The 25,658-nt window shown below is 69.5% G+C and carries 20 protein-coding genes; 6 read left to right on the top strand and 14 right to left on the bottom strand.

The window, feature by feature from the left end; translation table 11 throughout:
* Nucleotides 1-176: 176 nt before the first annotated feature.
* The 5 genes from LUU90_RS02910 to LUU90_RS02930 all read right to left on the bottom strand — a co-directional run bounded on the left by LUU90_RS02910 (nt 177) and on the right by LUU90_RS02930 (nt 5,048).
* Nucleotides 177-1,094: a carbohydrate ABC transporter permease gene (locus LUU90_RS02910; RefSeq protein ID WP_275001771.1), complete on the bottom strand. Its 918-nt coding sequence runs from the start codon at nt 1,092-1,094 to the stop codon at nt 177-179.
* Nucleotides 1,094-2,041, bottom strand: a complete 948-nt coding sequence (locus LUU90_RS02915) for a carbohydrate ABC transporter permease (RefSeq protein ID WP_275001772.1) — start codon at nt 2,039-2,041, stop codon at nt 1,094-1,096. The genes LUU90_RS02910 and LUU90_RS02915 overlap by 1 nt, the downstream gene beginning before the upstream one ends.
* Nucleotides 2,042-2,061: 20 nt before the next feature.
* The gene (locus LUU90_RS02920) at nt 2,062-3,414 is read right to left on the bottom strand and encodes an ABC transporter substrate-binding protein (protein WP_275001774.1); all 1,353 of its coding nucleotides are present in this window, start codon (nt 3,412-3,414) and stop codon (nt 2,062-2,064) included.
* Nucleotides 3,415-3,575: 161 nt separating this feature from the next.
* Nucleotides 3,576-3,956: a hypothetical protein gene (locus LUU90_RS02925; protein WP_275001775.1), complete on the bottom strand. Its 381-nt coding sequence runs from the start codon at nt 3,954-3,956 to the stop codon at nt 3,576-3,578.
* 6 nt (nt 3,957-3,962) lie between these two features.
* On the bottom strand, nt 3,963-5,048 hold the full coding sequence (locus LUU90_RS02930) for a LacI family DNA-binding transcriptional regulator (protein ID WP_275001776.1): 1,086 nt from the start codon (nt 5,046-5,048) through the stop codon (nt 3,963-3,965).
* Between the two features lie 117 nt (nt 5,049-5,165).
* Here LUU90_RS02930 and LUU90_RS02935 point away from each other — a divergent pair, with 117 nt between their 5' ends.
* Nucleotides 5,166-6,695 carry an alpha-N-arabinofuranosidase gene (locus LUU90_RS02935; protein ID WP_275001777.1) on the top strand — a complete coding sequence of 510 codons (1,530 nt, stop codon included), beginning with the start codon at nt 5,166-5,168 and terminating at the stop codon, nt 6,693-6,695.
* 79 nt (nt 6,696-6,774) lie between these two features.
* On the opposite strand, the gene LUU90_RS02940 is transcribed toward LUU90_RS02935, so the two are convergent.
* The 8 genes from LUU90_RS02940 to LUU90_RS02975 all read right to left on the bottom strand — a co-directional run bounded on the left by LUU90_RS02940 (nt 6,775) and on the right by LUU90_RS02975 (nt 18,846).
* On the bottom strand, nt 6,775-7,554 hold the full coding sequence (locus LUU90_RS02940) for a GTP pyrophosphokinase (protein ID WP_275001778.1): 780 nt from the start codon (nt 7,552-7,554) through the stop codon (nt 6,775-6,777).
* 128 nt (nt 7,555-7,682) lie between these two features.
* A complete protein-coding gene (locus tag LUU90_RS02945) occupies nt 7,683-11,297 on the bottom strand; it encodes an alpha-L-arabinofuranosidase C-terminal domain-containing protein (RefSeq protein WP_275001780.1) in 3,615 nt (1,204 codons plus the stop codon).
* A 109-nt stretch (nt 11,298-11,406) separates the two neighbouring features.
* Nucleotides 11,407-12,405 (bottom strand): galactofuranose ABC transporter, permease protein YjfF, encoded by a 999-nt coding sequence (yjfF, locus tag LUU90_RS02950; RefSeq protein WP_275001781.1) that lies wholly within the window; start codon nt 12,403-12,405, stop codon nt 11,407-11,409.
* Entirely contained in the window at nt 12,402-13,469 is a 1,068-nt protein-coding gene (locus LUU90_RS02955) for an ABC transporter permease (RefSeq protein WP_275001782.1), read from the bottom strand. The genes yjfF and LUU90_RS02955 overlap by 4 nt, the downstream gene beginning before the upstream one ends.
* Nucleotides 13,466-14,992 carry a sugar ABC transporter ATP-binding protein gene (locus LUU90_RS02960; RefSeq protein WP_275001783.1) on the bottom strand — a complete coding sequence of 509 codons (1,527 nt, stop codon included), beginning with the start codon at nt 14,990-14,992 and terminating at the stop codon, nt 13,466-13,468. Before LUU90_RS02960 ends, LUU90_RS02955 begins: the two co-directional genes overlap by 4 nt.
* Nucleotides 14,993-15,118: 126 nt before the next feature.
* Complete coding sequence (locus tag LUU90_RS02965) at nt 15,119-16,129, bottom strand: ABC transporter substrate-binding protein (protein WP_275001784.1); 1,011 nt, start codon at nt 16,127-16,129, stop codon at nt 15,119-15,121.
* Between the two features lie 177 nt (nt 16,130-16,306).
* Nucleotides 16,307-17,338 carry an arabinan endo-1,5-alpha-L-arabinosidase gene (locus LUU90_RS02970; protein ID WP_275001785.1) on the bottom strand — a complete coding sequence of 344 codons (1,032 nt, stop codon included), beginning with the start codon at nt 17,336-17,338 and terminating at the stop codon, nt 16,307-16,309.
* Nucleotides 17,335-18,846, bottom strand: coding sequence for an alpha-N-arabinofuranosidase (locus tag LUU90_RS02975; protein ID WP_275001786.1), 1,512 nt, complete (start codon nt 18,844-18,846; stop codon nt 17,335-17,337). The genes LUU90_RS02970 and LUU90_RS02975 overlap by 4 nt, the downstream gene beginning before the upstream one ends.
* Before the next feature lie 196 nt (nt 18,847-19,042).
* Here LUU90_RS02975 and LUU90_RS02980 point away from each other — a divergent pair, with 196 nt between their 5' ends.
* The 5 genes from LUU90_RS02980 to LUU90_RS03000 all read left to right on the top strand — a co-directional run bounded on the left by LUU90_RS02980 (nt 19,043) and on the right by LUU90_RS03000 (nt 24,497).
* Nucleotides 19,043-20,392: an ABC transporter substrate-binding protein gene (locus LUU90_RS02980; protein WP_275001787.1), complete on the top strand. Its 1,350-nt coding sequence runs from the start codon at nt 19,043-19,045 to the stop codon at nt 20,390-20,392.
* A 108-nt stretch (nt 20,393-20,500) separates the two neighbouring features.
* Nucleotides 20,501-21,394 carry a carbohydrate ABC transporter permease gene (locus LUU90_RS02985; RefSeq protein ID WP_275001788.1) on the top strand — a complete coding sequence of 298 codons (894 nt, stop codon included), beginning with the start codon at nt 20,501-20,503 and terminating at the stop codon, nt 21,392-21,394.
* A 103-nt stretch (nt 21,395-21,497) separates the two neighbouring features.
* Nucleotides 21,498-22,433, top strand: coding sequence for a carbohydrate ABC transporter permease (locus LUU90_RS02990; protein ID WP_275001789.1), 936 nt, complete (start codon nt 21,498-21,500; stop codon nt 22,431-22,433).
* A 1-nt stretch (nt 22,434) separates the two neighbouring features.
* Nucleotides 22,435-23,814: an arabinan endo-1,5-alpha-L-arabinosidase gene (locus tag LUU90_RS02995; RefSeq protein ID WP_275001790.1), complete on the top strand. Its 1,380-nt coding sequence runs from the start codon at nt 22,435-22,437 to the stop codon at nt 23,812-23,814.
* Nucleotides 23,811-24,497, top strand: a complete 687-nt coding sequence (locus tag LUU90_RS03000; RefSeq protein ID WP_275001791.1) for a YesL family protein — start codon at nt 23,811-23,813, stop codon at nt 24,495-24,497. The genes LUU90_RS02995 and LUU90_RS03000 overlap by 4 nt, the downstream gene beginning before the upstream one ends.
* Here the strand turns inward: LUU90_RS03000 and LUU90_RS03005 are convergent.
* Nucleotides 24,457-25,560, bottom strand: a complete 1,104-nt coding sequence (locus LUU90_RS03005) for a LacI family DNA-binding transcriptional regulator (protein WP_275001793.1) — start codon at nt 25,558-25,560, stop codon at nt 24,457-24,459. The genes LUU90_RS03000 and LUU90_RS03005 overlap by 41 nt on opposite strands.
* Nucleotides 25,561-25,658: the final 98 nt, after the last annotated feature.

Raw genomic sequence — 25,658 nt, forward strand, 5'->3', positions numbered from 1 at the left:
TGAACGCTCACACGTCCGTTGGTCAAAACCGAGTCGGCTGAACTTCGCCACTGCCGACCGGCGACAGTGCTCACCGTAGCGGTGGTCGAGGGCAAGTAAGGAGAACTTACTGGATGGTTACGGCATCGATACAGTCAACTCTTGAATCCAGGAAGCGGCGTCCTGGGTAGTCCGCCTCAGCGCACGCTCCCGAGCGAGAGCCCGCCCTGCCAGTACTTCTGCAGCGACAGAAACGCTGCGACCAGCGGAACCACCGAGATGAACGACCCGGTGACGATGAGGTTCCAGACCTGCTCGCCGCCGGCACCGGCGTTGGAAAGGGCTTGCCAGTTGTAGACCCCGACCGTGACGGGGAGCAGGTTCGGGTCGCGCAGCACTGCCAGCGGCAGGAAGAAGTTGTTCCACGTGGCAACCGTGGTGAGGAGCAGCACTGTGACGATCGCGGGCCGGAGGAGCGGTAGAACCACCTGGAAGAAGAGACGAAGTTCACCCGCTCCGTCGACCCGTGCGGCGTCGAGCACCTCCTCGGGCACCGCGCCCTGGGCGTAGACCCGCACCAGGTACACGCCCACCGGGCTGAGCAGCGACGGCAGGATCACCGCCCACATCGTGTTGAGCAGACCCAGACCGCTGAGGAGCACGAAGGTGGGGATCACGAGCGCCGTCATCGGCACCATGACGGAACCGAGCAGCAGCGCGAAGAACGCGCTGCGGCCCCGGAACCGGTACTTGGCGAGACCGTAGCCGGCCAGGACCGAGAGCACCGTCGCACCGACGCCGCCCGCGATCGCGTACACGAACGAGTTGCGGAACCACACCCAGTAGATGCCGCCCTGGTGGCTGAAGAGGCCGGCGATGTTGTCGAACAGAGCGAAGTCCGAGCCGAACCAGAGCGGCGCGCCGCCGAACAGGCCCGCGTTCGTCTTGGTGGACGCCACCACCAACCACCACAGCGGCACCACGAAGTAGAGCGCGAGCAGCACGAGCACCACGTGGGAGCCGAGGCGGCGGCCCTGGCCCACGGGTTCCCCCGTCGTCCGCTCCGCCGCGGCCCGCTCGGCGCGGGGCCGCGCGAGAATATTCGAGTTCGCCATCACTTCAGCCCGCTCTGCTTGCGCGTCAGGAACAGGAACAGGTACGAGCCCACGAACACGAGGAAGCCGAGCGAGAACGCCAGCGTCGACGCGTAGTTGAACTGGCTGTAGTTGAACGCCGTGGCGAACGCGTACATGTTCGGGGTGTAGTCGGTCGGGATGGCGCCCATCGCGGAGGACCGCAGCACCTGCGGCTCCGTGAAGAACTGCAGGGTGCCGATGAGCGCGAAGACCACGATCATCACCATCGACGACGAGATCATCGGCACCTTGATCCGCAGCGCGATCTGCCGGCGGTCGGCGCCATCGAGCACCGCGGCCTCGTAGATCGACGGGTCGATCGATCGGAGCGCCGCGTAGATGATGATCATGTAGTAGCCCACCCACTGCCAGGTCACGATGTTGACCAGCGACCCGAAGATGTTGGCGGAGCTGAGGAAGTTCGGCGCGGTCAGGCCTACCAGGCCGAACAGGTCCTGCGCCGGGCCGAACCGCGGGCTGTACAGGAAGCCCCACATCAGGGCACCGATCACCGCCGGAATGGCGTACGGCACGAAGATGAGCAGCCGCGAGACCCGGCTCAGCCGCGTCGCGAGGGTGTCGAGCAGGAGCGCCGCCACGAGCGCGACCAGTATCTGGACCGGCACCATGACCAGCACGAACCGGAGCACCCGCCAGAGCCCCTCCAGGAACACCGGGTCCGTGAAGGCCTTGACGTAGTTGTCGGTCCCCACGAACACGTTGCGCCCGGCGGTGGCGATGCCCTTGTTGTGCAGGCTCATCCACAGGGCGTAGCCGAGGGGCAGCACCAGGAACACGGCGAACACGATGGCGAACGGCGCCACGTACACGTATCCCCAGCGCTGCCGCCGGCTGGCGATCTTGCTGGTCGGGCGGGCCGTGGCAGGCACGACGACGCTCTCGCTCGTACTGGTCCCCGAGCTCATCCCCGACCTCTTCCCCGGGCTCATTCCGTGACCGTGAAGCCCTGCTCGGTGGCGTACCGCACCAGACCGTCCTGGACGGTGCTCAGCGCGGTCCCCGCGTCGGTGTCCTTCTCGACCATGTCGTAGAGGGCCTGGGTCTGCTGGTCGTAGGCGTAGACCTGGAACGGGCTGAACGAGAAGCCCTCGTACCCGTTGGCCGCGTCGAGGAACACCTCCTCGTTGATCTTCTGGCCACCGAAGAATGGCGCCTCACGCTGCGTGAACCAGTCCGACTCGAGCATCGGCTTCCACTGCGGCCACAGGGCCGCCTCCTCGACACCGAGCTTCCAGGCCTCCTCGGTGTTGAACAGCTCCTTGGCCACGGTCGCCGCGGCCTCCGGCTGCTCGGACTGGGTGGTCACGGCGAAGGTCGAGCCGCCCCAGTTCACCTGGACCGGGTTCTCCGGGTCCCACTGCGGGAGCGGGGCGGCACGCCACTCGGCGTCGGCGTCGGCCTCGGACAGGCCCTGCAGGTAGCCGGGGCCCCAGGCGGCCGCCAGGTAGACGGCGTAGGTGCCGTCGACGAGCGCCGCGTTGTAGTCGGTGGTGAACGCGTCCTCGGTGGCCACCAGGTCGTCGTCGATCAGGCCCTTCCAGTAGCCGAGGACCTCCTCGGCCTCCGGGCTGTCGACGTTGATGCCGATCTCCGTCGGCTTCGCGGTGTCGTACTGGAACGGCTCCCAGCCGTTCTGCGCGAACAGCGCGTAGTTGAGCGCGTTGCCGTTGGTCGGGAAGTCGGTGATGTGACCCTCGAAGCCGGCGTCGCGCAGGTCCTGGGCCGCCGTGGCGAACTCGTCCCAGGTGGTCGGCACGTCGACGCCGTACTCCTCGAAGATGTCGGCGCGGTACAGCATGCCCATGGGGCCGCCGTCGACGGGGATCGCATAGACGGCGTCACCGTTGGAGACGTCAGACCAGGAGCCGGGGGTGTAGTCGCTCTCGAGCTCGCCGGCGCCGTACTCGGACAGGTCGACGAGCGAGTCGAGGATGGTGAAGGTCGGGATCACCTCGGCCTCGAGCATGATCACGTCGGGCGCGCCGGTACCCGCCTCGATGGCGGTCTGGAACTTGTTGTACTCGTCGGCGCCCTGACCCGCGTTGGTCCAGCAGACCTGCAGGTCGGTGTGGGTCTCGTTGAAGTGATCCACGATCGTCTCGAACGACGGGTACCACGCCCACACCGTCACCTGGGTCGCGTCCGGCTGCTTGATCTCGTTGGTGCAGGTCGCCTCCGCGGCGCCCCCACCACCACCGGAACAGGCCGTGAGGCCGACGGCGGATACGGCCATGGCGGCTGCGGCAGCCACGCCTCGGCGTCGGGCTGATGTGCGCATCCGAGTCCTCCTTGATTCGGTACCGCGGCCGAGAGGCCGAGGGTCGCCCCGCGTCGTCGCCGGGCCCTTTCAACGTTGTAGGAACGCTCGCCACCGTTCTACCCCGTAGCCGACTCCGTGGCAAGACCGGAGCCGGAGTCGGCGCAGCCTTCCACCCGCTCCTACTGCCCCGAGCGCTCGGCGAACCAGAGCGGAGCGGGTCCGGACAAAATATCGAACAGATGCTCTTCCCACAGAGATCCGTACCCCACCACAAGAATCAGCAGAACAACGACGGGAACGATTCTTCGCGCCCGGTGCGAACGACAGAACAATGCCAGGGCGATCATGACGAGGCCGGCGAGAGCGAACGGGGAAGCCCTGGACCGCCCCGCCTTCCGGCTCGCGATCACCGGGAACGCCTCGGCTCCTGCGCGCGCTCCGGCGAGAACCGCACTGATCACCGAAGCTGTCCCGAGGACCGCCAGAAAAGCCACAGTCAGACCGGGGTCGACGGTTTTATCGGTTCCGGAAAAAGGCCTCTCGGAGCACAGAACAGGCATTCTCAGTCACCCGGAAGCGACTTCCACCGTCTCGATACCGCCCTCCTGGACGCTCACCAGCCGGCCCTCCTGGCCCTGCGCGACGTCACCCGTCGACTCACGGCCCACGATCCGCGAGTCCGGCACCACCCGACGGAACGGCGCCGGGTCACCGGTCGCGCCGATGCGCTCCAGCAGCAGCTCGACGGCGGTGCGCGCGATCTGGTCCCGCCCCGGGTCCACGGAGGACAGCGCGGGGACCGAGTACTTGGCGTCGTCGACGTCGTCGAACCCGATGAGCGCCACCTGGCCCGGGACGTCGATCCCGTGGGCGTGCAGGGCGTGCAGCGCGCCGAGGGCGAGCGCGTCGTTGAGCGCGAAGACGGCGTCGATCTCCGTGCCGTCGTCGAGCATGCGGCGCATCGCCTCCGCACCGGTGGAGCGGTGCCAGAGGCCCGCCTCGCCGACCAGGGCCGGGTCGTGCGGCAGGCCGGCCTCCGCCAGCCCTTCCAGGTAGCCGGTGGTACGCAGCGCGGCGGAGCCCACCTGCTCCCCCTCGTGCGCCCCGATCAGCGCGATCCGCCGGCGGCCGAGTGATGCGAGGTGCAGGGTCGCCGCCTTGGCCGCGGCCACATTGTTCATCGTCACGTGGTCGGCGGGCGCCCCGAAGACCCGCTCGCCGAGGATCACCATCGGGAAGTCCACCGTGAACAGGCCGAGATCGTCGGGTCCGAGCGCCAGGGGCGAGAAGATCAGGCCGTCGGTGAGGTGCCTGCGGCGCCCCGAGAGCACCTCGGTCTCCCGCTCCCGGCTGGCGCTCGTCTGCTCGATGAGCACCGTCCACCCAGCGGCGTCCGCGGCCGAGATGACGGAGTCGGCGAGCTCCGCGAAGTACGGGAGCGACAGCTCGGGAACCGCCAGCGTGATCAGCCCCGTGCGGCGCGTGCGGAGGTTCCGGGCGGACATGTTGACGCGGTAGCCCAGGTCCTCGATGGCGGACTGGACCCGCTGCCGCGTCTCGGCACGGATGTACGGATAACCGTTCACCACGTTCGACACGGTCTTGATCGACACGCCTGCGCGCTGCGCCACGTCGTGCATCGTCACAGCCACGCTGCCAGCCTCCGGTCCCCTAGTTTTCCCACAGAGTAGAGGACCACCGTCGCCCCCGCGTCGTCGATCGACTAGTGTGCAACGATGTAAAGCCGTCGACCGATCCAGCGAGGAACAATGACGACCTCCCGCACCCGCGTGCTGCTGCACCCCGACTTCACCGTCGGCACCGTTGACCGCCGCCTGTTCGGCTCCTTCGTGGAGCATCTGGGGCGTGCGGTCTACACGGGCATCCACGAACCGGGCCACCCGACGTCCGACAGCCACGGCTTCCGCCGCGACGTCGCCGACCTGACGCGCGAGCTCGGCGTCACCACCGTCCGGTACCCGGGCGGCAACTTTGTGTCGAACTACCGGTGGGAGGACGCCGTCGGGCCCGTGGAGCAGCGCAAGCCGTTCCTCGATCTCGCGTGGCGCACCGTGGAGCCCAACCTCGTGGGCACCGACGAGTTCCTGCAGTGGGCCGAGCGCGAGGGCATCGAGCCGATGATGGCCGTCAACCTCGGTACCCGCGGCGTCGAGGAGGCGGTGGCCCTCCTCGAGTACTGCAACGGCGAGGCCGGCACCCGCTGGGCCGACCTGCGCATCGCCAACGGCCGGGAGAAGCCCTACGGGGTCAAGCTCTGGTGCCTGGGCAACGAGATGGACGGCCCCTGGCAGATCGGCCACAAGGACGCCCACGAGTACGGCAAGCTCGCCCGGAACGCCGGCCACGCGATGAAGCTCGTGGACCCGTCCATCGAGCTGGTCGCCTGCGGGTCGTCGTCGATGCAGATGCCGACGTTCGGCGAGTGGGAGCGCACGGTCCTCGAGTACACGTACGACCTCGTGGACCACATCTCCATGCATGCCTACTACGAGGAGCTGGACGGCGACCGCGCGTCGTTCCTCGGGTCCGGCACGGCCATGGACCGGTTCATCGAGCGGGTGGTGGCCTCGGCGGACGCCGTCGGCGCCCAGCGTCGTTCCGACAAGCGCATCACCATCTCGTTCGACGAGTGGAACGTCTGGTACCTGCAGAGCCGGTTCCCCGGCGAGGCGAACCTGCCGATCCAGAAGGACGCGCCGCGCATCATCGAGGACGTCTACTCCGGGCTCGACGCCGTGGTCGTGGGTGACCTGCTGGTCACCCTGCTGAACCACGCCGACCGGGTCCCCGTCGCGTGCCTCGCCCAGCTCGTCAACGTGATCGCGCCGATCATGACCGAGCCCGGCGGGGAGGCCTGGCGGCAGCCGACGTTCCACCCCTTCGCGACGACGGCCCGCCTGGCGCGGGGCGAGGCGCTCGACCTGCGCGTGACCGCGCCCAGCATCACCACCAAGGCCCACGGCGAGGTGCCGGCGGTCACGGCGGCGGCCACCCTGGCGGACGGCGCCGTCGCGCTGTTCCTGACCAACCGGTCCGCGGAGCCCGTCGAGGTGGAGCTGGCGCACCTGGGCGCCGCGCTCGAGGTCGCCGAGGGCTGGGCCATGACGGCCGACCACGAGGCCGCGGTCGTCGGGCCGGAGCATGCCGAGAAGGTGGCCGCCGAGCACTGGGGCGCGTTCGACGTCGCGGGGCGCGTCGCGGGTGACGGCACGTCGACGAAGGTCACGCTGGCCCCGGAGTCATGGACAGCGCTGTCGGGGACGCTCACGTCCCTGTGATCTCCGGCCGCTGGTCGGGCTTGCCGAGACCGGTCTCGGCAAGCTCGACCAGCGGTGGGGCGGCTCGACCAGCGGTGAGTCAGGCGTCGTTGCCGAAGTCGAACCCGCCGTCCGCCTCGGCGGCCCGCCAGAAGTCGCGCAGCATCTCCTCCGGCGTGTGGAGGTTGTGCCTGCTCGCCACGGGCTCCTCGTCGCCCGAGATCGCCTTGACCTCGTCGTGGATCCGCTCCATCGAGGTGTCGAGGGACCAGGCGACGTCGGCCGCGAGCTTGAGCGAGTCGGTGAGGTGCCGGGGCACGTCGCCGTCGTACTTGTAGTAGATCTTGTGCTCGAGGCTGGCCCAGAAGTCCATCGCGATGGTGCGCAGCTGGATCTCGACGATGACGTCCTCGACCCGGTCGGACAGGTACACCGGGATCTGCACGATGAGGTGCAGCGACTTGTACCCGGTCGCCTTCGGGTGCTTGATGTAGTCGCGCTCCTCCAGCAGCGTCAGGTCTGCCTGCTTGAGCAGCATGTCGCGCACCAGGTAGATGTCGTTGACGAAGCTGCAGGTGATCCGCACGCCGGCGATGTCGAACATCTTCGCGCGGACGCCGTCCGGCGTCAGCGGGATGCCCTTGCGGCGGCACTTGGCGACGATCGACTCGAACGACTTGAGCCGTGACCCCACGTGCTCGACGGGGTTGTAGTTCTGCATGTGCCGGAACTCGTCGCGCAGGATCGAGACCTTGGTCATGACCTCGTCGATCCCGAACTTGTAGGTCAGCACCAGCCTGCGCAGCTCGCTGACGAGCTTCCGGAGCTCGGCGGGGTCAGGTATCGGGTGGTCCCGGACGTCCTGGGGCAGCTTGCTCACGGGGACCACGGTACGGGTTGGGCGCCCCGCTGTGGGCTCCAAGGACACCCCGGTCGAGCGGCCCCACCGCCGGTCGAGCTTGTCGGGACCCGGGTCTCGACAAGCTCGACCGGCGAGAGGCGATCAGCTCAGCTGCCGTCGGACTCCTTCAGCCGGAGGAACGTGATCGAGTGGGCCGGGAAGTCGTAGCTGAACGCCGAGCCGCCGTCGGACGACGACACGTCGAGCGTGGCAGTGTCCTCCACCGGCACTATCCGTTCCGGCTGCGCCTTGGTGTTCATGGCTGCCGGCGCCCCGCTCATCTCGATGACCTCGGCGTCGGGCTCCACCGCGTACCCGTCGACGGTGACCGCCGTGCGCGCCACCGACTCGAACGGGTTGACGACCTTGAGCACCAGCTCACCGGTCTCGGCGTCCCGCGTGACCACCTGGTACAGCGACTCGGTGGTCGGCTCGGTGTACTTCATCTGCAGCTCCCCGTCGAGGTAGAGCTCCACCGTGCGCCCGGAGACGACCACCTTCACGCGGTAGTCCCGCCCGGTCTCCATCCGGTGCCCCTCGACGGCCGCCACCTCACCCGCCGGGCCACCGTCGGCCCGCTGCAGCGCCTGGCGGGTGTTGTTCCAGCCGCCCAGGTTCCACCAGTAGAAGTCGTCCTGGCCGCCGGCCGCGAAGCCGACGAGGAACGCCTCGCTCCCGCCGAGCTTCCGGGCGTCGAGCTCGAGCGTGTAGTTGTCCCAGTCCTTCGTGTACGCGTCGGTGATGATCGAGCGGGCGTCGGTGACGTCGCCCGCCGACTGCACGTACTCGCCGTCGGACACCGCCCACGAACCCGCCTTCGGGTCCCACTGCGACCCGTCGTCGAACGAGTCGGAGAAGAGCACCTCGCCGGACTCGTTGTCAGTGACCTTGACGTCGTCGTAGGCCGCCTGGGTGTTCCAGGTCGAGAGGAAGACGCCGCCCGACATGTCCTCGGGCGTCTCCTCCGGGCCGTCGTGCGTGGACGGGACCACCTGGTCGCCGGTGTTCGTCATGAACATCTGCTGCGTGTAGTACGACGTCGAGCCCCAGGACTCGTCGTTGTCGAACCACATCATGTCCGGGGACCACTGGACGTAGTCCTCGTTGGCGAACATCGGGGCGTAGGACGCGAGCTCGACCAGGTCGGCGTTGCGCTCGATCCCGGTCATGTACGCGGCCTCGGACAGCGCGTTGGACCACGCGTTGCCGCGCGACGCGTACTCACCGAGGAAGACGTGCGGCCCCTCGCGGTCGTAGGAGTCGTAGCGCTCCGTGTTGCTGAGGAACCACGACGGGTCGTTGTAGTAGTGCTCGTCGACCATCGCGACGCCCTGCTCGCGGTTGAACTCCCAGAGCTCGTCGAACCGGGCGCCGGTGTCGTCCGGGCCCGAGTTCGAGATCACCGTGACGTCCGGGTGCGCCGCCTCGACGGCGTCGCGGAACCGTGGGAAGTTGGCCTCGAACGTGCGGGTGTTCTCCTCGTTGCCCAGGCCGATGTACTTCAGGCCGAAGGGCTTCGGGTGGCCCAGCGCGGCGCGCTTGGCGCCCCACTCGGTGTCCACGGACCCGTTGGCGAACTCGATCAGGTCGACGGTGTCCTGCACCCAGCGGTCGATGCGGACGTCGTCGGTCATCTCGGGGATGGGGCTGCCGCAGCCGTTGGCACCCACCGACAGCACCGGCAGCGGCGTCGCCCCCAGGTCCTCGGCGAACTCGAAGTACTCGAGGTAGCCCAGGCCGTAGGTCTGGTTGTAGCCCCAGAAGTTCCAGTTGGTCGGGCGCTCCTCGACCGGCCCGATGGTCTCCTTCCACTGGTAGGTCCGACGGCGGTCCGCGCCGTCCGACTCCAGGTAGGTGTCGAACGTGCCGACGTTGGTGACACAGCCGCCGGGGAACCGCAGGAACGACGGCTCCAGGTCGGCGACCTTCTGGGCGAGGTCCTCGCGCAGCACCGAGCGCCCGTTGACGGGGCCCTCCCACGTGTCGCGCGGGAACAGGGAGACCATGTCCAGGCGCAGCGTGCCGGCCGCGCCGCCCGTGACCACGAGCCGTGCGTCGTTGGCGGTGCCCTTCGCGGTGAGCTTGGCCGTGTGCTTCTTCCACCGGTCGCTGCCGTTCACCTGCACGGTGGTCGACGCATAGGTGGTGCTGCCGTCCGGGGACTCGAGGCTCACCCGCAGGGACTGCTTGCGCTCGGCCCGGGCGAAGACCGAGAAGTCGTACTTCTTGCCCTTGTCGATGGCGAAGCCCTCGTTGTAGCTCGCGTTGCGCACGCCGACGCCGGGTCCGTCGGACTCGACGGTGAGGTACGCCCGGTTGGCGTCGTTCAGCCACTCGGTGCGCTCGGACTCGACCTCGGCCGAGCCGCTCGACCCACGCCGCTGCACCACGTCCCAGCCGGTCATACCGGTGAAGCTCTGGTTGTCCGTGGGCGCGAACTCGAAGGACCGGTTGCGGACCAGCTCGGCGTACAGCCCGCCGTCGGCCGCGTAGTTGATGTCCTCGTAGAAGACGCCGTACAGGTCGTCGCTCATCTCCGTGCCCGCTGCCGCGGCGTCGACGTCGAGCGTGTGCTCCTGCACCGGAGCCTCGGCCGGCGGGTACGCCGCCAGCAGCGCCGCCTGCTCCTCGGCGGTGATCGGCAGGACCGTCCCGTGCCGCGGGCTCGCCGGGAGGACCGCGTCGAGGTTGGCCGTCCACTCGCCGCTGCTCAGGTCGTCGGACTCGAAGAGCATGTAGCCCTGGCCGCCGTGGTAGCTCGGCTGGTCCTGGAGCAGGAACCAGCGGTCGTCCGTGAGGGACGGGAACAGCGTGGGTCCCTCACCGCCGGTGAACGTGCCACCCCAGGGGTTCGGCTGCCCGAACCCGACGCGCTCGGTGATCAGGTCCCAGCCGTCGCCCTCGGACACACCCTGCGTACGGCGCAGGTCGGTGGACGACTCCTGGCGCATCCCCATGTACGACTCGTCCTTGGTGAGGCGGTAGTAGACGCCGTCCTCCTCCTGGACCGTCGAGTCGATCATGCCGAGGCCGTCGCCCTGCGGCTCGTCGATCCACACCCGGGGCTCCGAGAACGTCTCGAAGTCGGTGGTGGTCGCGTACATCATGCGCTGGTACGAGGTACGGATGTCGCGCTCGGCGGGCGGGACGTCGGCCGGGTACAGGGCGGAGGCCCAGTAGACGACGAACTCGCCGGCCGCCTCGTCCCAGTACGCCTCGGGCGCCCACAGGTTGCCGGCGTTCTCGGGGGCCAGCTCGATCTCTCGCTGCTCACCCCAGTTCACGAGGTCCGTGGACTCCCAGACCATGATCGAGCGGCTGCCCGTCTCCTGGGCGTCGCCGAAGCTGCCGCCGCCGTGCATCTTCAGGTCCGTCGCGAGCAGGTAGTACGTGCCGTCACCGCCGCGGATCAGGAACGGGTCGCGCAGCCCCTCGGTGCCGAGGGTGGAGGAGAGCACCGGCTCGCCGCCGTTCAGCGTCGTCCACTCCAGCGGGTCGGGACCGTTCGAGACAGCGAAGGAGATGGTCTCGCCGTCGGCGGTCGACTCACCGGTGAAGTAGGGGAAGAAATAGGCGGCATACTCTCCCTCTGCCGACGCCGCCGTGGACGACGCCGGAGCGGCGCCCGGCGCGGCCACGGAGGGCGCGACAGCTCCCGCCAGACTCACCGCGAGCGCCGCGCCGATGGCGAGCGCGCCTCTTCTATATCGTTGTAGATCCATGTCCTGTCGATCCCTTCGTCACGTCACTGTGGAGTGGGTCGTCGTGCGGTACCCGGTTGTGCGGTCCTGACCCGCCGTACCGGGTACGGCGGGTCAGGGGGTGGTGCGGTTACGTACGTCTGAGGGTCAGGATTCGCTGGAGGGCCACGAAGATCAGCAGCAGCACGCCGATCACGATCTTGGTCCACCAGGAGCTGAGGGTGCCCTCGAACGTGATGATGGTCTGGATCAGACCGAGCACCAGCACGCCCAGCACGGAGCCGAGCACGAAGCCGGTGCCACCCGTCAGCAGCGTTCCGCCGATGACGACGGCCGCGATGGCATCGAGCTCCATCGCGACACCGGTCAGGGAGTAGCCCGACCGGGAGTACATGGCGAACAGCAGGCCGCCGAGCCCCGCGCACGTGCCGCTCACCATGTAGGCGAGCACCTTGGTGCGGGCCACGGGCAGGCCCATGAGCAGCGCGGACTGTTCGCCGCCGCCGATCGCGTACACCGTGCGGCCGAACCGCGTGAAGTGCAGCACGAGGAAGCCGAGGCCCACGACGACCAGCGCGATGAGCACGCTGGACGACATCCGCCAGCCGCCGAAGATCTGGACCCAGCTCGCGAGCTCGACGAACGACGCGTTTTCGATGGCGATGGACTCCGGCGCGATGAGGAAGCACAGCCCGCGGGCGAAGAACATGCCCGCGAGCGTCGCCACGAACGGCTGCACCTGGAAGTAGTGCACCATCACGCCGTGCGCCAGGCCGATCACCGTCCCGGCGCCGACGGCGAGCGGGATCACCACGGCGGGCGGGAGGCCTGCCTGGAGCAGGGCAGCGGTGACCACCGTGGAGAGCGCCAGCACCGACCCGACGGACAGGTCGATGCCGCCGGTCAGGATCACGAAGGTCATGCCCACCGCGAGCACGATGAGATGTGCGTTGTTGATGAACAGGTTGGACACCACGGCGGGCGTCAGGAAGTTCTCGTACCGGGTACCGCCCAGAACGAGCATGAGCGCCAGCACGACGAACGTGCCCAGCACGGGGAGGTAGCGCCGGTCCAGCCGGGTCGGGATCTTCAGCGCGCGGGTGGCGCGTGCGGGGGCCGACGTCGTCATCGGGCCTTCACCTCCGTCGAGTCGGGGCGCGCAGCGGGCTGCGGCTCAGGCGGCGTCGTGGCGACCGGGCGACGGGCGGCGGCGGTGAGCCGCTCCCGCATCCGGGGCGACTGCAGCAGGGTCACCGCGATCACGACCAGCGCCATGAACAGGGGCGTGACCAGCGGCGAGATGCCGAGCACCGTCACGGTCCGCTCCAGGGTCGCGATGACCAGCGCACCCACCAGCGTGCCCGACAGGTTGAACTTGCCGCCCGAGAGCGCCGTCCCGCCGATCACCACCGCCAGGATCGCGTCGAGCTCGATGAACAGGCCCGCGTTGTTGGCGTCGGCCGCCATGGTGTCCGCGCTGATGAGCAGGCCAGCGAGGCCGGCGAACAGGCCCGAGGCCGTGTACACGGTCCAGGTCAGGGTCTTGGACCGCACGCCGGAGAGGCGGCTTGCCGCCGGGTTGATGCCGGTCGCCTCCAGCAGCATGCCGAGCGCGGTGCGGCGCACCACGAACGCGACCACCGCGAACACGCCGAAGGCGATGACCGCCGCGACGGGAAGGCCGAGCCAGAACCCTGAGCCCAGCACCTTGAACGGTTCGCTGTTGACGGTGGTGATCATGCCGCCGGTGATGAGCATGGCGACGCCACGGCCGGCGGTCATCAGGATCAGCGTCGCGATGATCGGCTGGATGCCGAGCACCGAGACCAGGAAGCCGTTCCACACGCCCAGCACCACGCACAGCGCCAGGGCCAGGCCGACGGCGGTGAGCACGGTGACCGGCGAGTCCGGGTTCGGCGACGACGCGATGTGCGACAGCGCGACCGCACCCGAGACCGCGACCACCGCGCCGACCGAGAGGTCGATGCCGCGGGTGGCGATGACCAGGGTCATGCCGAGGGCGACGAGCAGCAGGGGTGCGGTGGTCCGGAGGATGTCGACCGGAGCGCCGAACAGGTGCCCGTCCCGGACGGTGATCGCGAGGAAGCTGGGCCGCGCGATCGTGTTGGCCACCAGCAGGACGACGAGCGCCGCCACCGGCCAGAAGAGGTGGTGTCGCAGGAGGTTCGTCACCTTGTCCCACCCCCGGCGATGAGGTCGACCACCTGGTCCATAGTCGCTCCTCCTCCGTCGATCTCCGCCACCTTGCGGCGGTCCCGCATCACGGCGATGCGGTGGGATATGCGCAGCACTTCTTCGAGCTCCGCCGAGATGAAGACGACGGACATGCCCTCGACGGCCAGGTCGGCCACGAGCTTCTGGATCTCGGCCTTGGCACCGACGTCGATGCCGCGGGTGGGCTCGTCGAGGACGAGCAGCTGCGGCGCCGTGGCGAGCCACCGTGCGAGCAGCACCTTCTGCTGGTTGCCGCCCGAGAGGTTGCGCAGCAGCGCCTCGGGGTCGGCGGGCCGGATCCCGAGCTGCTGGATGTACGACGCGACCAGCTCGTCGACCTGCTTGCGGGGCAGCGGCCGCATCCAGCCGCGCCGTGCCTGGAGAGCGAGCACGATGTTCTCCCGCACGGTGAGGCCGTCCACGACGCCCTCACCCTTCCGGTCCTCCGACGTGTAGGCGATGCCGTGGCCCATCGCCGCACGCGGTGTCCGCAGGCGGGTCACCTGCCCGGCCACGCGGGTCTGCCCGACGTCGGCCCGGTCGGCGCCCGTGAGCAGGCGCGCCAGCTCCGTGCGACCCGAGCCGAGCAGGCCGGCGAGGCCGACCACCTCGCCCTCGTAGAGGTCGAGGTCGAAGGGCTGCACCGAGCCCTTGCGGCCGAGGCCCACGACCTGCAGCAGCGGCGTCGCGCCGGCAGGCCGCTCGGCGTGCTCGACCACCTCCTCGGCGGCCTCCAGCACCTCCATGGACCGGCCGATCATGTGCTGCACCAGCTCGGCGGGGGGCAGGTCGGCGGTGGCGTACTCCCCCACCAGGCTGCCGTTGCGCAGCACCGTCATGCGGTCGGAGACCTCGTAGACCTGGTCGAGGAAGTGGCTCACGAACAGGATGGCGACACCGTCGGAGCGCAGCTGGCGCATCACGGTGAACAGGTGCGCCACCTCGTCGGTGTCCAGGCTGGAGGTGGGCTCGTCGAGGATGAGCACCTTGCAGTCGCTCACCGTGGCGCGGCAGATCGCGACGAGCTGCTGCACCGCCAGCGAGTGCGAGCCCAGGGACGAGGACGGGTCGATGTCCAGACCCATCCGCTTCAGGTGGGAGGCCGCCTGCCGGCGCATCGCCGGCCAGTGCAGGCCGCCCAGCAGGCGCGGCTCCGCACCGAGCATGATGTTCTCCGCGACCGTGAGGTTCTCGCAGAGATTGACCTCCTGGTACACGGTGCTCACGCCGTGTGCCCGCGCGTCGGCGGGGCCGGTGAACCGGCGCTCGACGCCGTCGACCAGGATCGTCCCCGCCGTCGGCGAGTGGATCCCCGTCAGGGCCTTGATCAGGGTGGACTTTCCGGCGCCGTTCTCACCCATGAGGGCGTGAATCTCGCCGGGGCGGAGGCGGAAGTCGACCCCGTCGAGGGCTCTCACCGGGGGGAACTCGACACTGATGCCGGTCATCTCGACGACGGCTGGTGCTGTCTGCTGGGTCATCCTCGACCTTCTAACGTGCGTGGCCCTGGATGTGGCCTGTCGTCGGTCGAGCTTGTCGGGACCCCAGGTCCCGACAAGCTCGACCGACGATCGCGCTCACAGCCGAACGGGCCGGCGGCAGGGGCGTCAGTACTCGCGCGTCGGCAGCGCTTCCTTGGCCGACTCCTGGTCGAACGCCAGGTCCTCGACGACGATGCGCTTCTCGACCTCTTCGCCGGCGATGACCTTCTTGGCGATCTCCGCCAGGTCCGGGCCCAGCAGCGGGTTGCACTCGACGATGTAGTTGATCTTGCCGTCGGCGAGCGCCTGCATGCCGTCCTTGACGGCGTCGATCGTGACGATCTTGATGTCCTCGCCCGGCGTCATGCCGGCGGCCTCGATGGCCTCGATCGCGCCGAGCCCCATGTCGTCGTTGTGCGCGAACACGAGGTCGATGTCGTCGTGCTTGTTGAGGAAGCCCTCCATCACGGTCTTGCCCTCGGCACGCGTGAAGTTGCCGGTCTGGCTGTCGATGATCTCCAGGTCCGAGCCCTCGACGGCCGACTCGAAGCCTTCCTTGCGGTCGATCGCCGGGGCCGCGCCCGTGGTGCCCTGCAGCTCGACGGCCTTGTACCCCTCGCCGTCGTACTGCTCGACCACCCACTCGCCGGCCATCTCACCCTCCTTGACGAAGTCGGAGCCGATGAACGACTCGTAGAGGGTCTCGTCGCTCGAGTCGACGGCACGGTCGGTGAGGATCACGGGGATCCCGGCCGCCTTGGCCTCCTGGAGCACCGGGTCCCATCCGGTCTCGACCACCGGGGAGAACGCGATGACGTCCACGCCCTGGGTGATGTAGGACCGGATCGCCTGGATCTGGTTCTCCTGCTTCTGCTGCGCGTCGGAGAACTTGAGGTCGAAGCCGTTCTCCGCGGTGAGCGTGTCCTGGATGGACTTGGTGTTGGCGGCTCGCCACCCGGACTCGGCGCCCACCTGCGAGAAACCGAGGGTGATGACGCCGTCGTCGGGGGCGGCGGCGTCGGTCTCGCCTCCGCCGGCCGGCTCACCACCCGCGTCCGAGGCGCAGGCGCCCAGCGTGAACAGCGAGGCTACGGACACCGCGGCCAGAATGGTGCGGGTCAGGGTCGTGCGTGCCATGTCTCCTCCTTGAGATCCCGCACGGCTTCGTGCGAGGACTAGCGGGGTTTGTGCCCGCCTCGAATGTTAGCGCTCACATGGGGCCTTTCATAGGGCACCACGTCACGGTCCAGTAACGAGTCCGGCCCGCCCCGCCCATCCGGGGAACTATCGGACTTAAGCCCCATGAGCCCCCAGTCAGGGCACCGCCGCAGCCATCGGCCAGCCCTCGGCGGACCACGCCAGCTCCTGGATCGCCAGCCGGAAATCGCCGTCCGACGCGCCGTCGTAGTAGTGGAAGGCGAGGTGCCCACGGGAGACCGACTGCCCGCCCGGCCCGACCATCACCCCCTCGGTGGCGAGCACCGGGGTGCCGCCGCCCAGGGCGAGATCCTTCCCGTCGGCGTCCAGGTAGGGGCCGGTGACCTCCCGCGAGCGGCCGACCGCGATGTTGTAGGTCGACTCGGCGCCGCGGCAGCAGAGGTCCCGGGAGAAGAACAGGTAGTACCAGCCGTCCCGCTCGACGACGTAGGGCGCCTCGATCGGGTTGTCGGGCACGCCGACCCGGCTCGCGACCGTGACGGGCTCGGCGCCCGCCACCGGCTTGCCTCCGGGCCACTCCAGCGGGAGCACCTGGAGCCCGCCCCAGAACGACCCGAAGAACAGCCACGGGTTGCCCTCGGCGTCCTCGACGATGCCGGGGTCGATGGCGTTGAAGTTGTCCCGCCCCGGCACCGACTCGACGACCAACCCCTGGTCGGTCCAGCCGTAGCCCGGGTCGTCCGGGTCCGGGGTCGCACCCGTCCGCAGGCCGATCGCCGAGCGGTTCGAGCCGAACGTCGACGCCGAGTAGTAGAGGTACCAGGTGCCGTCGTGCTCGTAGAGCTCGGGCGCCCAGAAGTTCTCCACGCCGTCGATGCTCGCCCTGACCCACTCGGGGTCGGAGCCGGCGTCCCAGGCGGTGCCGGCGTCGGCCCACGTACGCCCGTCGTCGTCCGAGCGGCGGATCTGGGGCGCGCCCGCCCCGACGTGCACGTCACCCGTGGAGTACACGAACCACGGCTCGCCGTCACCCCCTGCGACCAGGGCGGGATCGTGCACCCGGAGGTCCCCCGCGAGGTCCAGCACCCGGGGACGCGGCTCCCAGGGCTTGGTCACGACCAGTGCCGCCGCCGCGGCGGCGGCACCGACGGCCGCCACCGCGACGACGGCGGTGCGGCGCCGGATCACTCGCGCTCCAGACGCAGCATCGACCAGGAGACGGGGGGCAGCTCGGCCCGCACCCGGTCGTCGGCCACCTTCGCGGACGTGTTGGGCTGCGGCAGCACGCTGGTGTCGTCGTCCGCGGTGGCCTGCCAGGTGTGGTCGGGGTTCGACAGCGTGACCGCCTCGGCCACGCGCATGCCCGGGAAGCCGCGCAGGTCGAGGTCGAGCGCCACCGGTTCGGTCAGCGACCGGTTCACGGCGAACACCACGACGTCGCCGGACTCGGCATCGTGCGTGGCGACGGCGTCGAGCACGTCCACGTCGCCGAACTTGGCGGTCTCGTGCACGGGCGAGTCGATCGCCAGCCGGAGCACCTCGCCGGCGGCGTGCCGGGCGGTGAGGGCGAACGGGTGGAAGATCGTCTGCTTCCAGATGCGGCCGCCGGGCTCGGTCATGATCGGTGCGATCACGTTGACGAGCTGGGCCATCGACGCCGAGTGCACTCGGTCGGTGTTCCGCAGCAGGGAGATGAGCATGTTGCCCACCACGACGGCGTCGGCCACGTTGTAGCGGTCCTCGAGCAGCACGGGCGCCACGGGCCAGTCGTCGCCCGACGGCGGCCGCGACTCGGCGCGCTTCTGGTACCAGACGTTCCACTCGTCGAACGAGATGTGCACGCGCTTGGTCTGCTTGCGGGCGGCACGCACGGCGTCGGCGGTGTCGGCGACCGCCTCCACGAAGTGGTCCATGTCCACCACGGAGGCCAGGAACGACGCCAGGTCGCCGTCCTCCTCCCAGTAGTAGGCGTGCGCGGAGATGTAGTCCACGTGCTCGTACGCCTCGGTCAGGACCACGCGCTCCCACTCGCCGAACGTGGGCATCTGCGACCCGGACGACCCGCACACGACGAGCTCCAGGCCAGGGTCGATCATCCGCATGGCCCGGGCCGTCTCCGCGGCGAGGCGGCCGTACTCCTGCGGCGTCTTGCTGCCGATCTGCCACGGGCCGTCCATCTCGTTGCCCAGGCACCACATCTTGATCCGGTACGGGTCCTCGGCACCGTTGGCCCGGCGCTGGTCCGCCCAGAAGGAGCCGCCGGGGACGTTGCAGTACTCGAGCAGGTCGAGCGCCTCCTGCACGCCGCGGGTACCCAGGTTGACGGCCATCATCGGCTCGACGTCGGCCTTGGCGGCCCAGCGCATGAACTCGTCGACGCCCACGAGATTCGGCTCGGTCGAGTGCCAGGCCAGGTCCAGCCGCGGCGTGCGCTGCTCGACCGGCCCCACCGCGTCCTCCCACCGGTAGCCGGAGACGAAGTTGCCGCCCGGATAACGGACCGTCGAGACGCCGAGCTCTCGCGCGAGCTCGATGACGTCGCCACGGAAGCCGTCGGCGTCGGCGGTGGGGTGCCCCGGGTCGTGGATGCCCGTGTACACGCAGCGCCCGAGGTGCTCGACGAACGAGCCGAAGGTGCGCCGACGCACGGGTCCGACGACAAAAGCAGGGTCGAGGGAGACGGTGACGGAGTGCATGGAGTTCCTCTCGTGGCGGCAGCGATGCCGCGTGTATACATCGTTGTAGAAGTGATGCTACCGTGTGCCGCATCGATTCTCCATCGATGTAACTTCAAGGTCGAAGAGATAACCGGCACGCTCCGCGACACGTTGTGCCCGCCACTTCCGGCGGCACGGCCCGCACCCAGCAGCCCGGCTCACGAGAGGAACCGTGATGAAGAAGTCACGCCTGACCACCGGCATCGTCGCCGGCCTGGTCCTGGCCTCCACCGCCGCCTGCGGCGCTGGTTCGGGAACTGACGACGACGGCAAGCTCACCTTCATGTTCCGCGGGGGCGAGGACGAGAAGGCCGCCTACCAGGAGGCCATCGACAGGTTCTCCGAGGAGAGCGGCGTCGAGGTCGAGGTCATCGTCACCGACGCCGACCAGTACGCCACCAAGCTCCAGGCAGCGATCTCGGGCAACAACGTGCCCGACGTGTTCTACATCGAGCAGGCCAACCTGCAGTCCTACGTGACGTCGGGCGTGCTGCTCGACATCACCGACCACGTCGCGGCCTCCGGCGTCGACCTGGACAACCTGTGGGAGTACGGCGTCGACTCCTACCGCTACGACGGCACGCTCCAGGGCACGCCCGAGGGCGCGCTCTACGGTCTGCCGAAGGACGTCGGCCCGTTCGCCATGGGCTACAACAAGACGATGCTCGAGGCCGAGGGCATCGAGCTGCCGAGCCCCGACGAGCCCTACACCTGGGACGACTGGCTCGAGGTGCTCAAGCAGGTCACCAAGGACACCGACGGCGACAAGAAGATCGACCAGTGGGGCACCGGCCTGAACGTCCAGTGGAACATGCAGGGCTTCGCCTGGAGCAACGGCGCCGACTGGACCAACGAGGACCGCACCGAGGTCACCGTGGACACCCCCGAAATGGCCGAGGCGCTGCAGTACATCGCCGACATGACCACGGTGGACGCGGTCACCCCGAACGCCGAGCAGGCGGCCACGCTGGACACGTACCAGCGGTGGATGGAGGGCCAGATCGCCTTCTTCCCCGTAGGCCCCTGGGACGTGAGCACGTACAACGAGCTCGACTTCGAGTACGACCTCATCCCGTTCCCCGCGGGTTCCACCGGTGAGCCCGCCACATGGATCGGCTCGCTCGGCATCGGCGTCTCGGCGACCACGGCCATGCCGGAGGAGGCCGCCGAGCTGGTGACCTACCTCTCCGCGGACGAGACGGCCCAGCAGACCCTGGTCGACGCCGGTATCCAGGTGCCGAACCTCAAGGACATGGCCGCCGAGTGGGCGGCCGAGGAGGGCGCGAGCCCGGCCAACCGCCAGGAGTTCCTCGACATCGTCGAGAACTACGGCCGCCCCATGCCCGCCGCGATGACCTACGGCGCCGCCTGGTACGACGAGATGTGGACCAACATCCAGCCCGTCCTGGACGGTCAGCAGAGCGCCGACGAGTACCTGGCCGAGGTGGAGCCGCGGATGCAGGCCCTGCTCGACGAGTCCAACGCCCAGGCCGAGCAGGCCGCGGCCGCGAGCGCCGGCAACTAGCCCTCCCCTGGGGTCGGGACCCGGTGGTCGAGCTGGTCGGGACCTGCCTGGTCTCGGCCGGCCCGACCACCGGGTCCCGACCCCACGGCCACTGCAGAGAGGAACCTCATGACTGGCTCGGCTTCGCGCCTGCACCGGTCCGAGCATCGCTGGGCTCTCGCCTTCGTCGCGGCCCCGGTGATCGGCTACCTGCTGTTCACGCTGTATCCCGTGGGCTTCGCGGTCTACGCGTCACTGACGAACTGGAACGGCCTCGGGATCATGCGGTTCGTCGGCCTGGACAACTACGTCCGGCTCTTCAGCGACGCGAACTTTCTCGAGTCGCTCTACAACACGTTCTTCTACATGATCGGCATCCCGATCGGCCTGGCCGTGTCTCTGGCCCTGGCCGTCGCGATGAACCGCAAGATCGTGGGTCTTACCGCGTTCCGCACCATCTACTACGTGCCGGTCATCTCGTCCCTCGCGGCGATCGCCATCCTGTGGCAGTGGGCGTACAACGGTGACTTCGGCCTGGTCAACCAGGCCCTGGCCCTCGTCGGCATCGACGGCCCCAACTGGCTGGCGAGCACGTTCTGGGCCAAGCCCGCGATCATCCTGATGGCCATCTGGAAGGGCCTCGGGTTCTCGATGATCCTGTACCTGGCCGCCATCCAGTCGGTCCCGCGCTCGCTCTACGAGGCCGCGCAGCTCGATGGCGCGAACGGCTGGCAGCGGTTCCGCACCATCACGCTGCCCATGGTCCGCCCGGTGACGTTCTTCCTGGTCGTGACCAACGTGATCGGCGGCGCGCAGCTGTTCACCGAGATCAACATCATGACGCCCACCGGCGGGCCCGAGTACAGCACCGCGTCCGCCGTCTGGCACATCTGGCGACAGGCGTTCAAGTACCAGCAGATGGGGTACGCCACGGCCATGGCGATCGTGCTCGGCCTGCTGATCCTCGTCGTCACCCTGATCCAGTTCCGCCTGAACCGGCGCAACAGCTTCGTCATCGACTGAGCCGGAGGTGCAGCGCAGGGTGCGAGCCGAGGAACGAGGCACGCGCCCGAAGCGAAACCGCAGGCTCAGTCGACCACCAACAGAGACTAAAGGCGGAGGAACCATGAGTCTCACCACGGCACAGAGCCGCGACCCCCTGAACGGCACCCCTCTCGGCGGTGTCCCGCTCGGCCGCAAGGCCCCTAGCCGCACCCCGATGAGCCGCACCACGAGCACCCGGATCGGCGACTGGCTGGTCTTCGTCCTGCTCTCCGCCGGAGCGATCGTGATGATCGCACCGCTGGTCTGGATGCTCTCGACGTCCCTGAAGACGAAGAACGAGGTCTTCGCCCTACCGCCCGTGTGGATCCCCGAGGTACCGCAGTGGGACACCTACGTGCGGATGTGGCAGGACTCCAACATCCTGACCGGCTTCCAGAACAGCTTCATCGTGGCGGCGTCCGTCACGGTGCTGGGCATGATCACGTGCTCGATGGCGGCGTTCGCCATCGCGAAGATGCGCCTGCCGTTCCGCAACCTCATCTTCATCGGCATGCTGACCGGGATCATGATCCCGTACCCGACCCTGATGATCCCGCAGTTCGTGATGTTCTCGCGGATCGGCTGGGTGGACACGCTCCTGCCGCTGATCGTCCCGGCGATCTTCGGCAACATCCTCGTGATCTTCTTCCTGCGGCAGTACCTCGAGAACGTGCCGAACTCGATCATCGAGGCGGCCAAGATCGACGGCGCCACCTTCTGGCAGATCTTCTGGCGGCTGATCTTCCCGATCATCCGCCCGGCGGTGGCCGCCCAGTTCATCCTCTGGTTCATGATGGTCTGGAACGACTACCTCGCGCCGATCCTGTACCTGAACACGCCGGAGCGGCAGACGCTCCAGGTGGTCATCGCCAACATGAACGTGCAGTACGCGACCCAGCGGGACTACCCGCTGATCATGGCCGCGTCCTTCGTCGCGCTGCTGCCCATCCTCGCGGTCTTCCTGATCTTCCAGCGGCAGATCATCGAGTCGGTCGCCCTCACCGGGACCAAGGGCTGACATGGACACCTCCACCTGGGGCGGCCGGCACGTCCACGACCCCACCGTCGTCCGTGACGACGACGGCACCTACTGGATGTTCTCCACGGACGCGCGGTCGGACGGGCCGGTACGTGCCGGCGTCCAGGTGCGCACCTCGCGGGACCTGGTGCGCTGGACGTTCCACGGCTGGGCGCTCGACGGCGTTCCCGGTCCGGCCGCTGACTGGTCCGGGGCACAGGGCCTGTGGGCACCCGACGTCGTCCGGGCGGGTGCGCCCGGGGACACCGAGTGGCGCATGTACTACTCCGCGTCGACGTTCGGGTCACGCCGGTCCGCGATCGGGCTCGCGGTCGCACCGCACCCGTCGGGTCCGTGGACCGACCGCGGCATCGTCGTCGCGAGCGACCACGTGGACGGGCCGCCCGGTCTCGGCCACCCCAACGCGATCGACGCGAACCTCGTCACCGAGCGGCCCGGCGGGCGCCAGTGGCTGGTCTACGGCTCGTTCTTCGGCGGCATCTACGCGCTGCCGGTCGATCCGGCCACCGGGTTCGTCGTCGACGCACCCGCACCTGGCGCGCTACGCGACGCTCCGGGAACGCTGCTGGCCCGCCGCTCGCGGCTCGCCGACGGCGCCGTCGAGGGTGCGTTCGTCCTCCCCCGGCCCGACGGTGGCTGGGCACTGCTGGTCTCGTACGACTCGCTGGCCGGGACGTACCACCTGCGTGCAGCCGTGGGGGACGACGTCATGGGGCCGTTCCGGGACCGGGCCGGGCGGCTGATGACCGACGGCGCGGCCGGGACCGAGGAGGCGGCGTCCGGCGTCGACCCGTGGCAGGTCGGGGTGCCGGTCCTGGCGAGCCACCGCCTGGCCGGCGGTCCGGGCATCCTCGCGCCGGGTCACGCCTCCGTGCTCACCGAGCCGGGCCGCCAGCTCCTGGTCCACCACGTGCGCGACGCCGACGCACCGACCGAGCACCGCGTCCAGGTGCGCCGGCTCGTGTGGACCCACGACGGCTGGCCGGTGGTCTCGCCGCAGCCCTGGGCCGGAGCGGACCGGGAGGACGACGACACCGGCGGCTGGCCCGCCGAACCCGGCGCGCTCGACGGCACCTGGGAGGTGCTCGACGTGGGCGCCGCGCCCGCCAAGGTCACCGACGGCGAGAGCGGGCCGCTCGGCGAGGTGCTGGACGGTGCGCTCGCCGGCGTCGGCGCGGCACGCCCGCTCGGCGCAGGACGCTTTGCCTGGGGTCCCGGCGACGAGGCGTCCGCCGGCCGCAGGTGGACCGCCGTCGTCTTTCCCGGCTGGGACGCCGTGCGCGACCGTGCCACGCTGTGCCTGGCGGCGACGGACGACGCAGGCCGAACGGTGACGGGCACGAGGGTGGACGACCGATGACCGAGCTCAGGCCGGACAGGCCGGTGCGCGACACCTCGGCCGAGGACGAGCTCGGCTGGACCGGCGGGGTGATGCGAGTGCTCCGGCGGGTCACCCGCCTGGTCGAGGTCAACGTCCTGGTCCTGCTGGGAGCGCTCGCCGGGGGCATCGTGCTGGGCGTGTGGCCGGCGGTCCGGGCAGCCAGTGCGCTGCTGCTCGACGCCGACCCGGCCGAGTCGCCCTGGCGGCCGTTCTGGCGGGCGTGGCGGGACGACTGGCGCCGGACCAACCTGCTCGGCGCTCCGCTGACCGCGGTGGGCGCGGCGCTGGCCCTGGACTCCCTCGTCCTCGGGCAGCTGGACGGTCCGGCGCGGGCGGCCCTGCAGGCCGGGCTCGTCCTGGTCGGGGTGTGGACCGCCGTCGTGCTGGCCTACTGGCCGCGTGTGGTGCTGCGCTACGACCGGCCCGCGTTCGAGACGTGGCGCTTCCTGCTGCTGAGCCCTCCGCTGGGTCCCGGAACGGCGGCGGGCGCCGTGGTGGTGCTCGGCGCGTGCGGCCTGGTGGCGTACGTGGTCCCCCTGCTCGGACTGCTCGCCGGGATCGCGGTGCCGCTGTGGCTCAGCGGGTTGATGGTCGACGACCGCCTGAACCGCATCGACGAGGTCAGCCGACCGGACGAGGCCAGCCGACCGGCAGCGGGCTGACCTCGGTGTCCTCGACCCTGCCCGGCATCACCGCGACCACCTGCTCGCCGTCCCCCCGCACGTCGCCCGTCGACTGACGGCCGACCACCCGTGCGTCGGGGACCACGCGGCGGAACGGCTCGGTGGTGCCGCCGATCCGCTGCACCAGCAGGTCGACGGCGGTCCGGGCGATCTCGTCGCGGCCCGGGTCGACCGACGAGATGGTCGGTACGGAGTAGCGGACGTCGTCGACGTCGTCGAACCCGATGAGGGCGATGTCGCCGGGGAGGTCGATGCGCCGCTCGTGCAGCGCGTGGAGGGCGCCGAGCGCCATGGCGTCGTTCAGGGCGAACACCGCGTCGATACCGATCCCGGAGTCGAGCAGGCGGCCCATCGTCTCCGCACCGGTGGCCCGGTGCCAGAGGCCCGCCTCCCCCACGAGCGCCGGGTCGAACGGGATCCCGGCGTCGGCGAGCGCCCGCTCGTAACCGGCGAGCCGCAGCGCCGCCGAGCCGATGACCTCGCCCGCGTGCGCGCCGACCACCGCGATGCGCCGTCGGCCCGTGCTGATGAGGTGCGCGGTGGCGGCCCGCGCGGCCTCCACGTTGTTCATGGTCACGTGGTCGGCCCGCGCCCCGAACACGCGCTCGCCGAGGACCACGAGCGGGAAGTCGACGTCGAACTGGTCGAGGTCGTCCTGGCCGAGCGCGAGGGGCGAGAAGAGCACACCGTCGCCTCGGTGGCGACGACGGCCCGCGAGCACCTCGAGCTCCCGCTGCCGCTCGGCCCCGGTCTGCTCGATGAGCACCGACCAGCCCCGCTCGTCGGCGGCCCGGATCACCGAGTCGGCGAGCTCCGCGAAGTACGGCAGCGACAGCTCCGGCACGTTGAGGGTGATCATGCCGGTGCGTCGGGTGCGCAGGTTGCGGGCCGAGACGTTCATCCGGTAGCCGAGCTCGTCGATCGCCTCCTCGACACGGCGACGGGTGGACTCGCGGACGTGGGGGTACCCGTTCACCACGTTCGAGACGGTCTTGACCGAGACGCCGGCGCGCTGCGCGACGTCCTGCATCCTCACCGGCATGGGTGCGCGCCCTTTCGACGGATGGTGGCTCGGCGCGAGCGCTCCCGTATACTCTACATCGTTGTAGAAGTACGGTCGGACCAACTCGGAGGACAAAG

The organism is Promicromonospora iranensis (assembly GCF_028994775.1).
GTDB classification, from domain to species: Bacteria; Actinomycetota; Actinomycetes; order Actinomycetales; family Cellulomonadaceae; genus Promicromonospora; species Promicromonospora iranensis_A.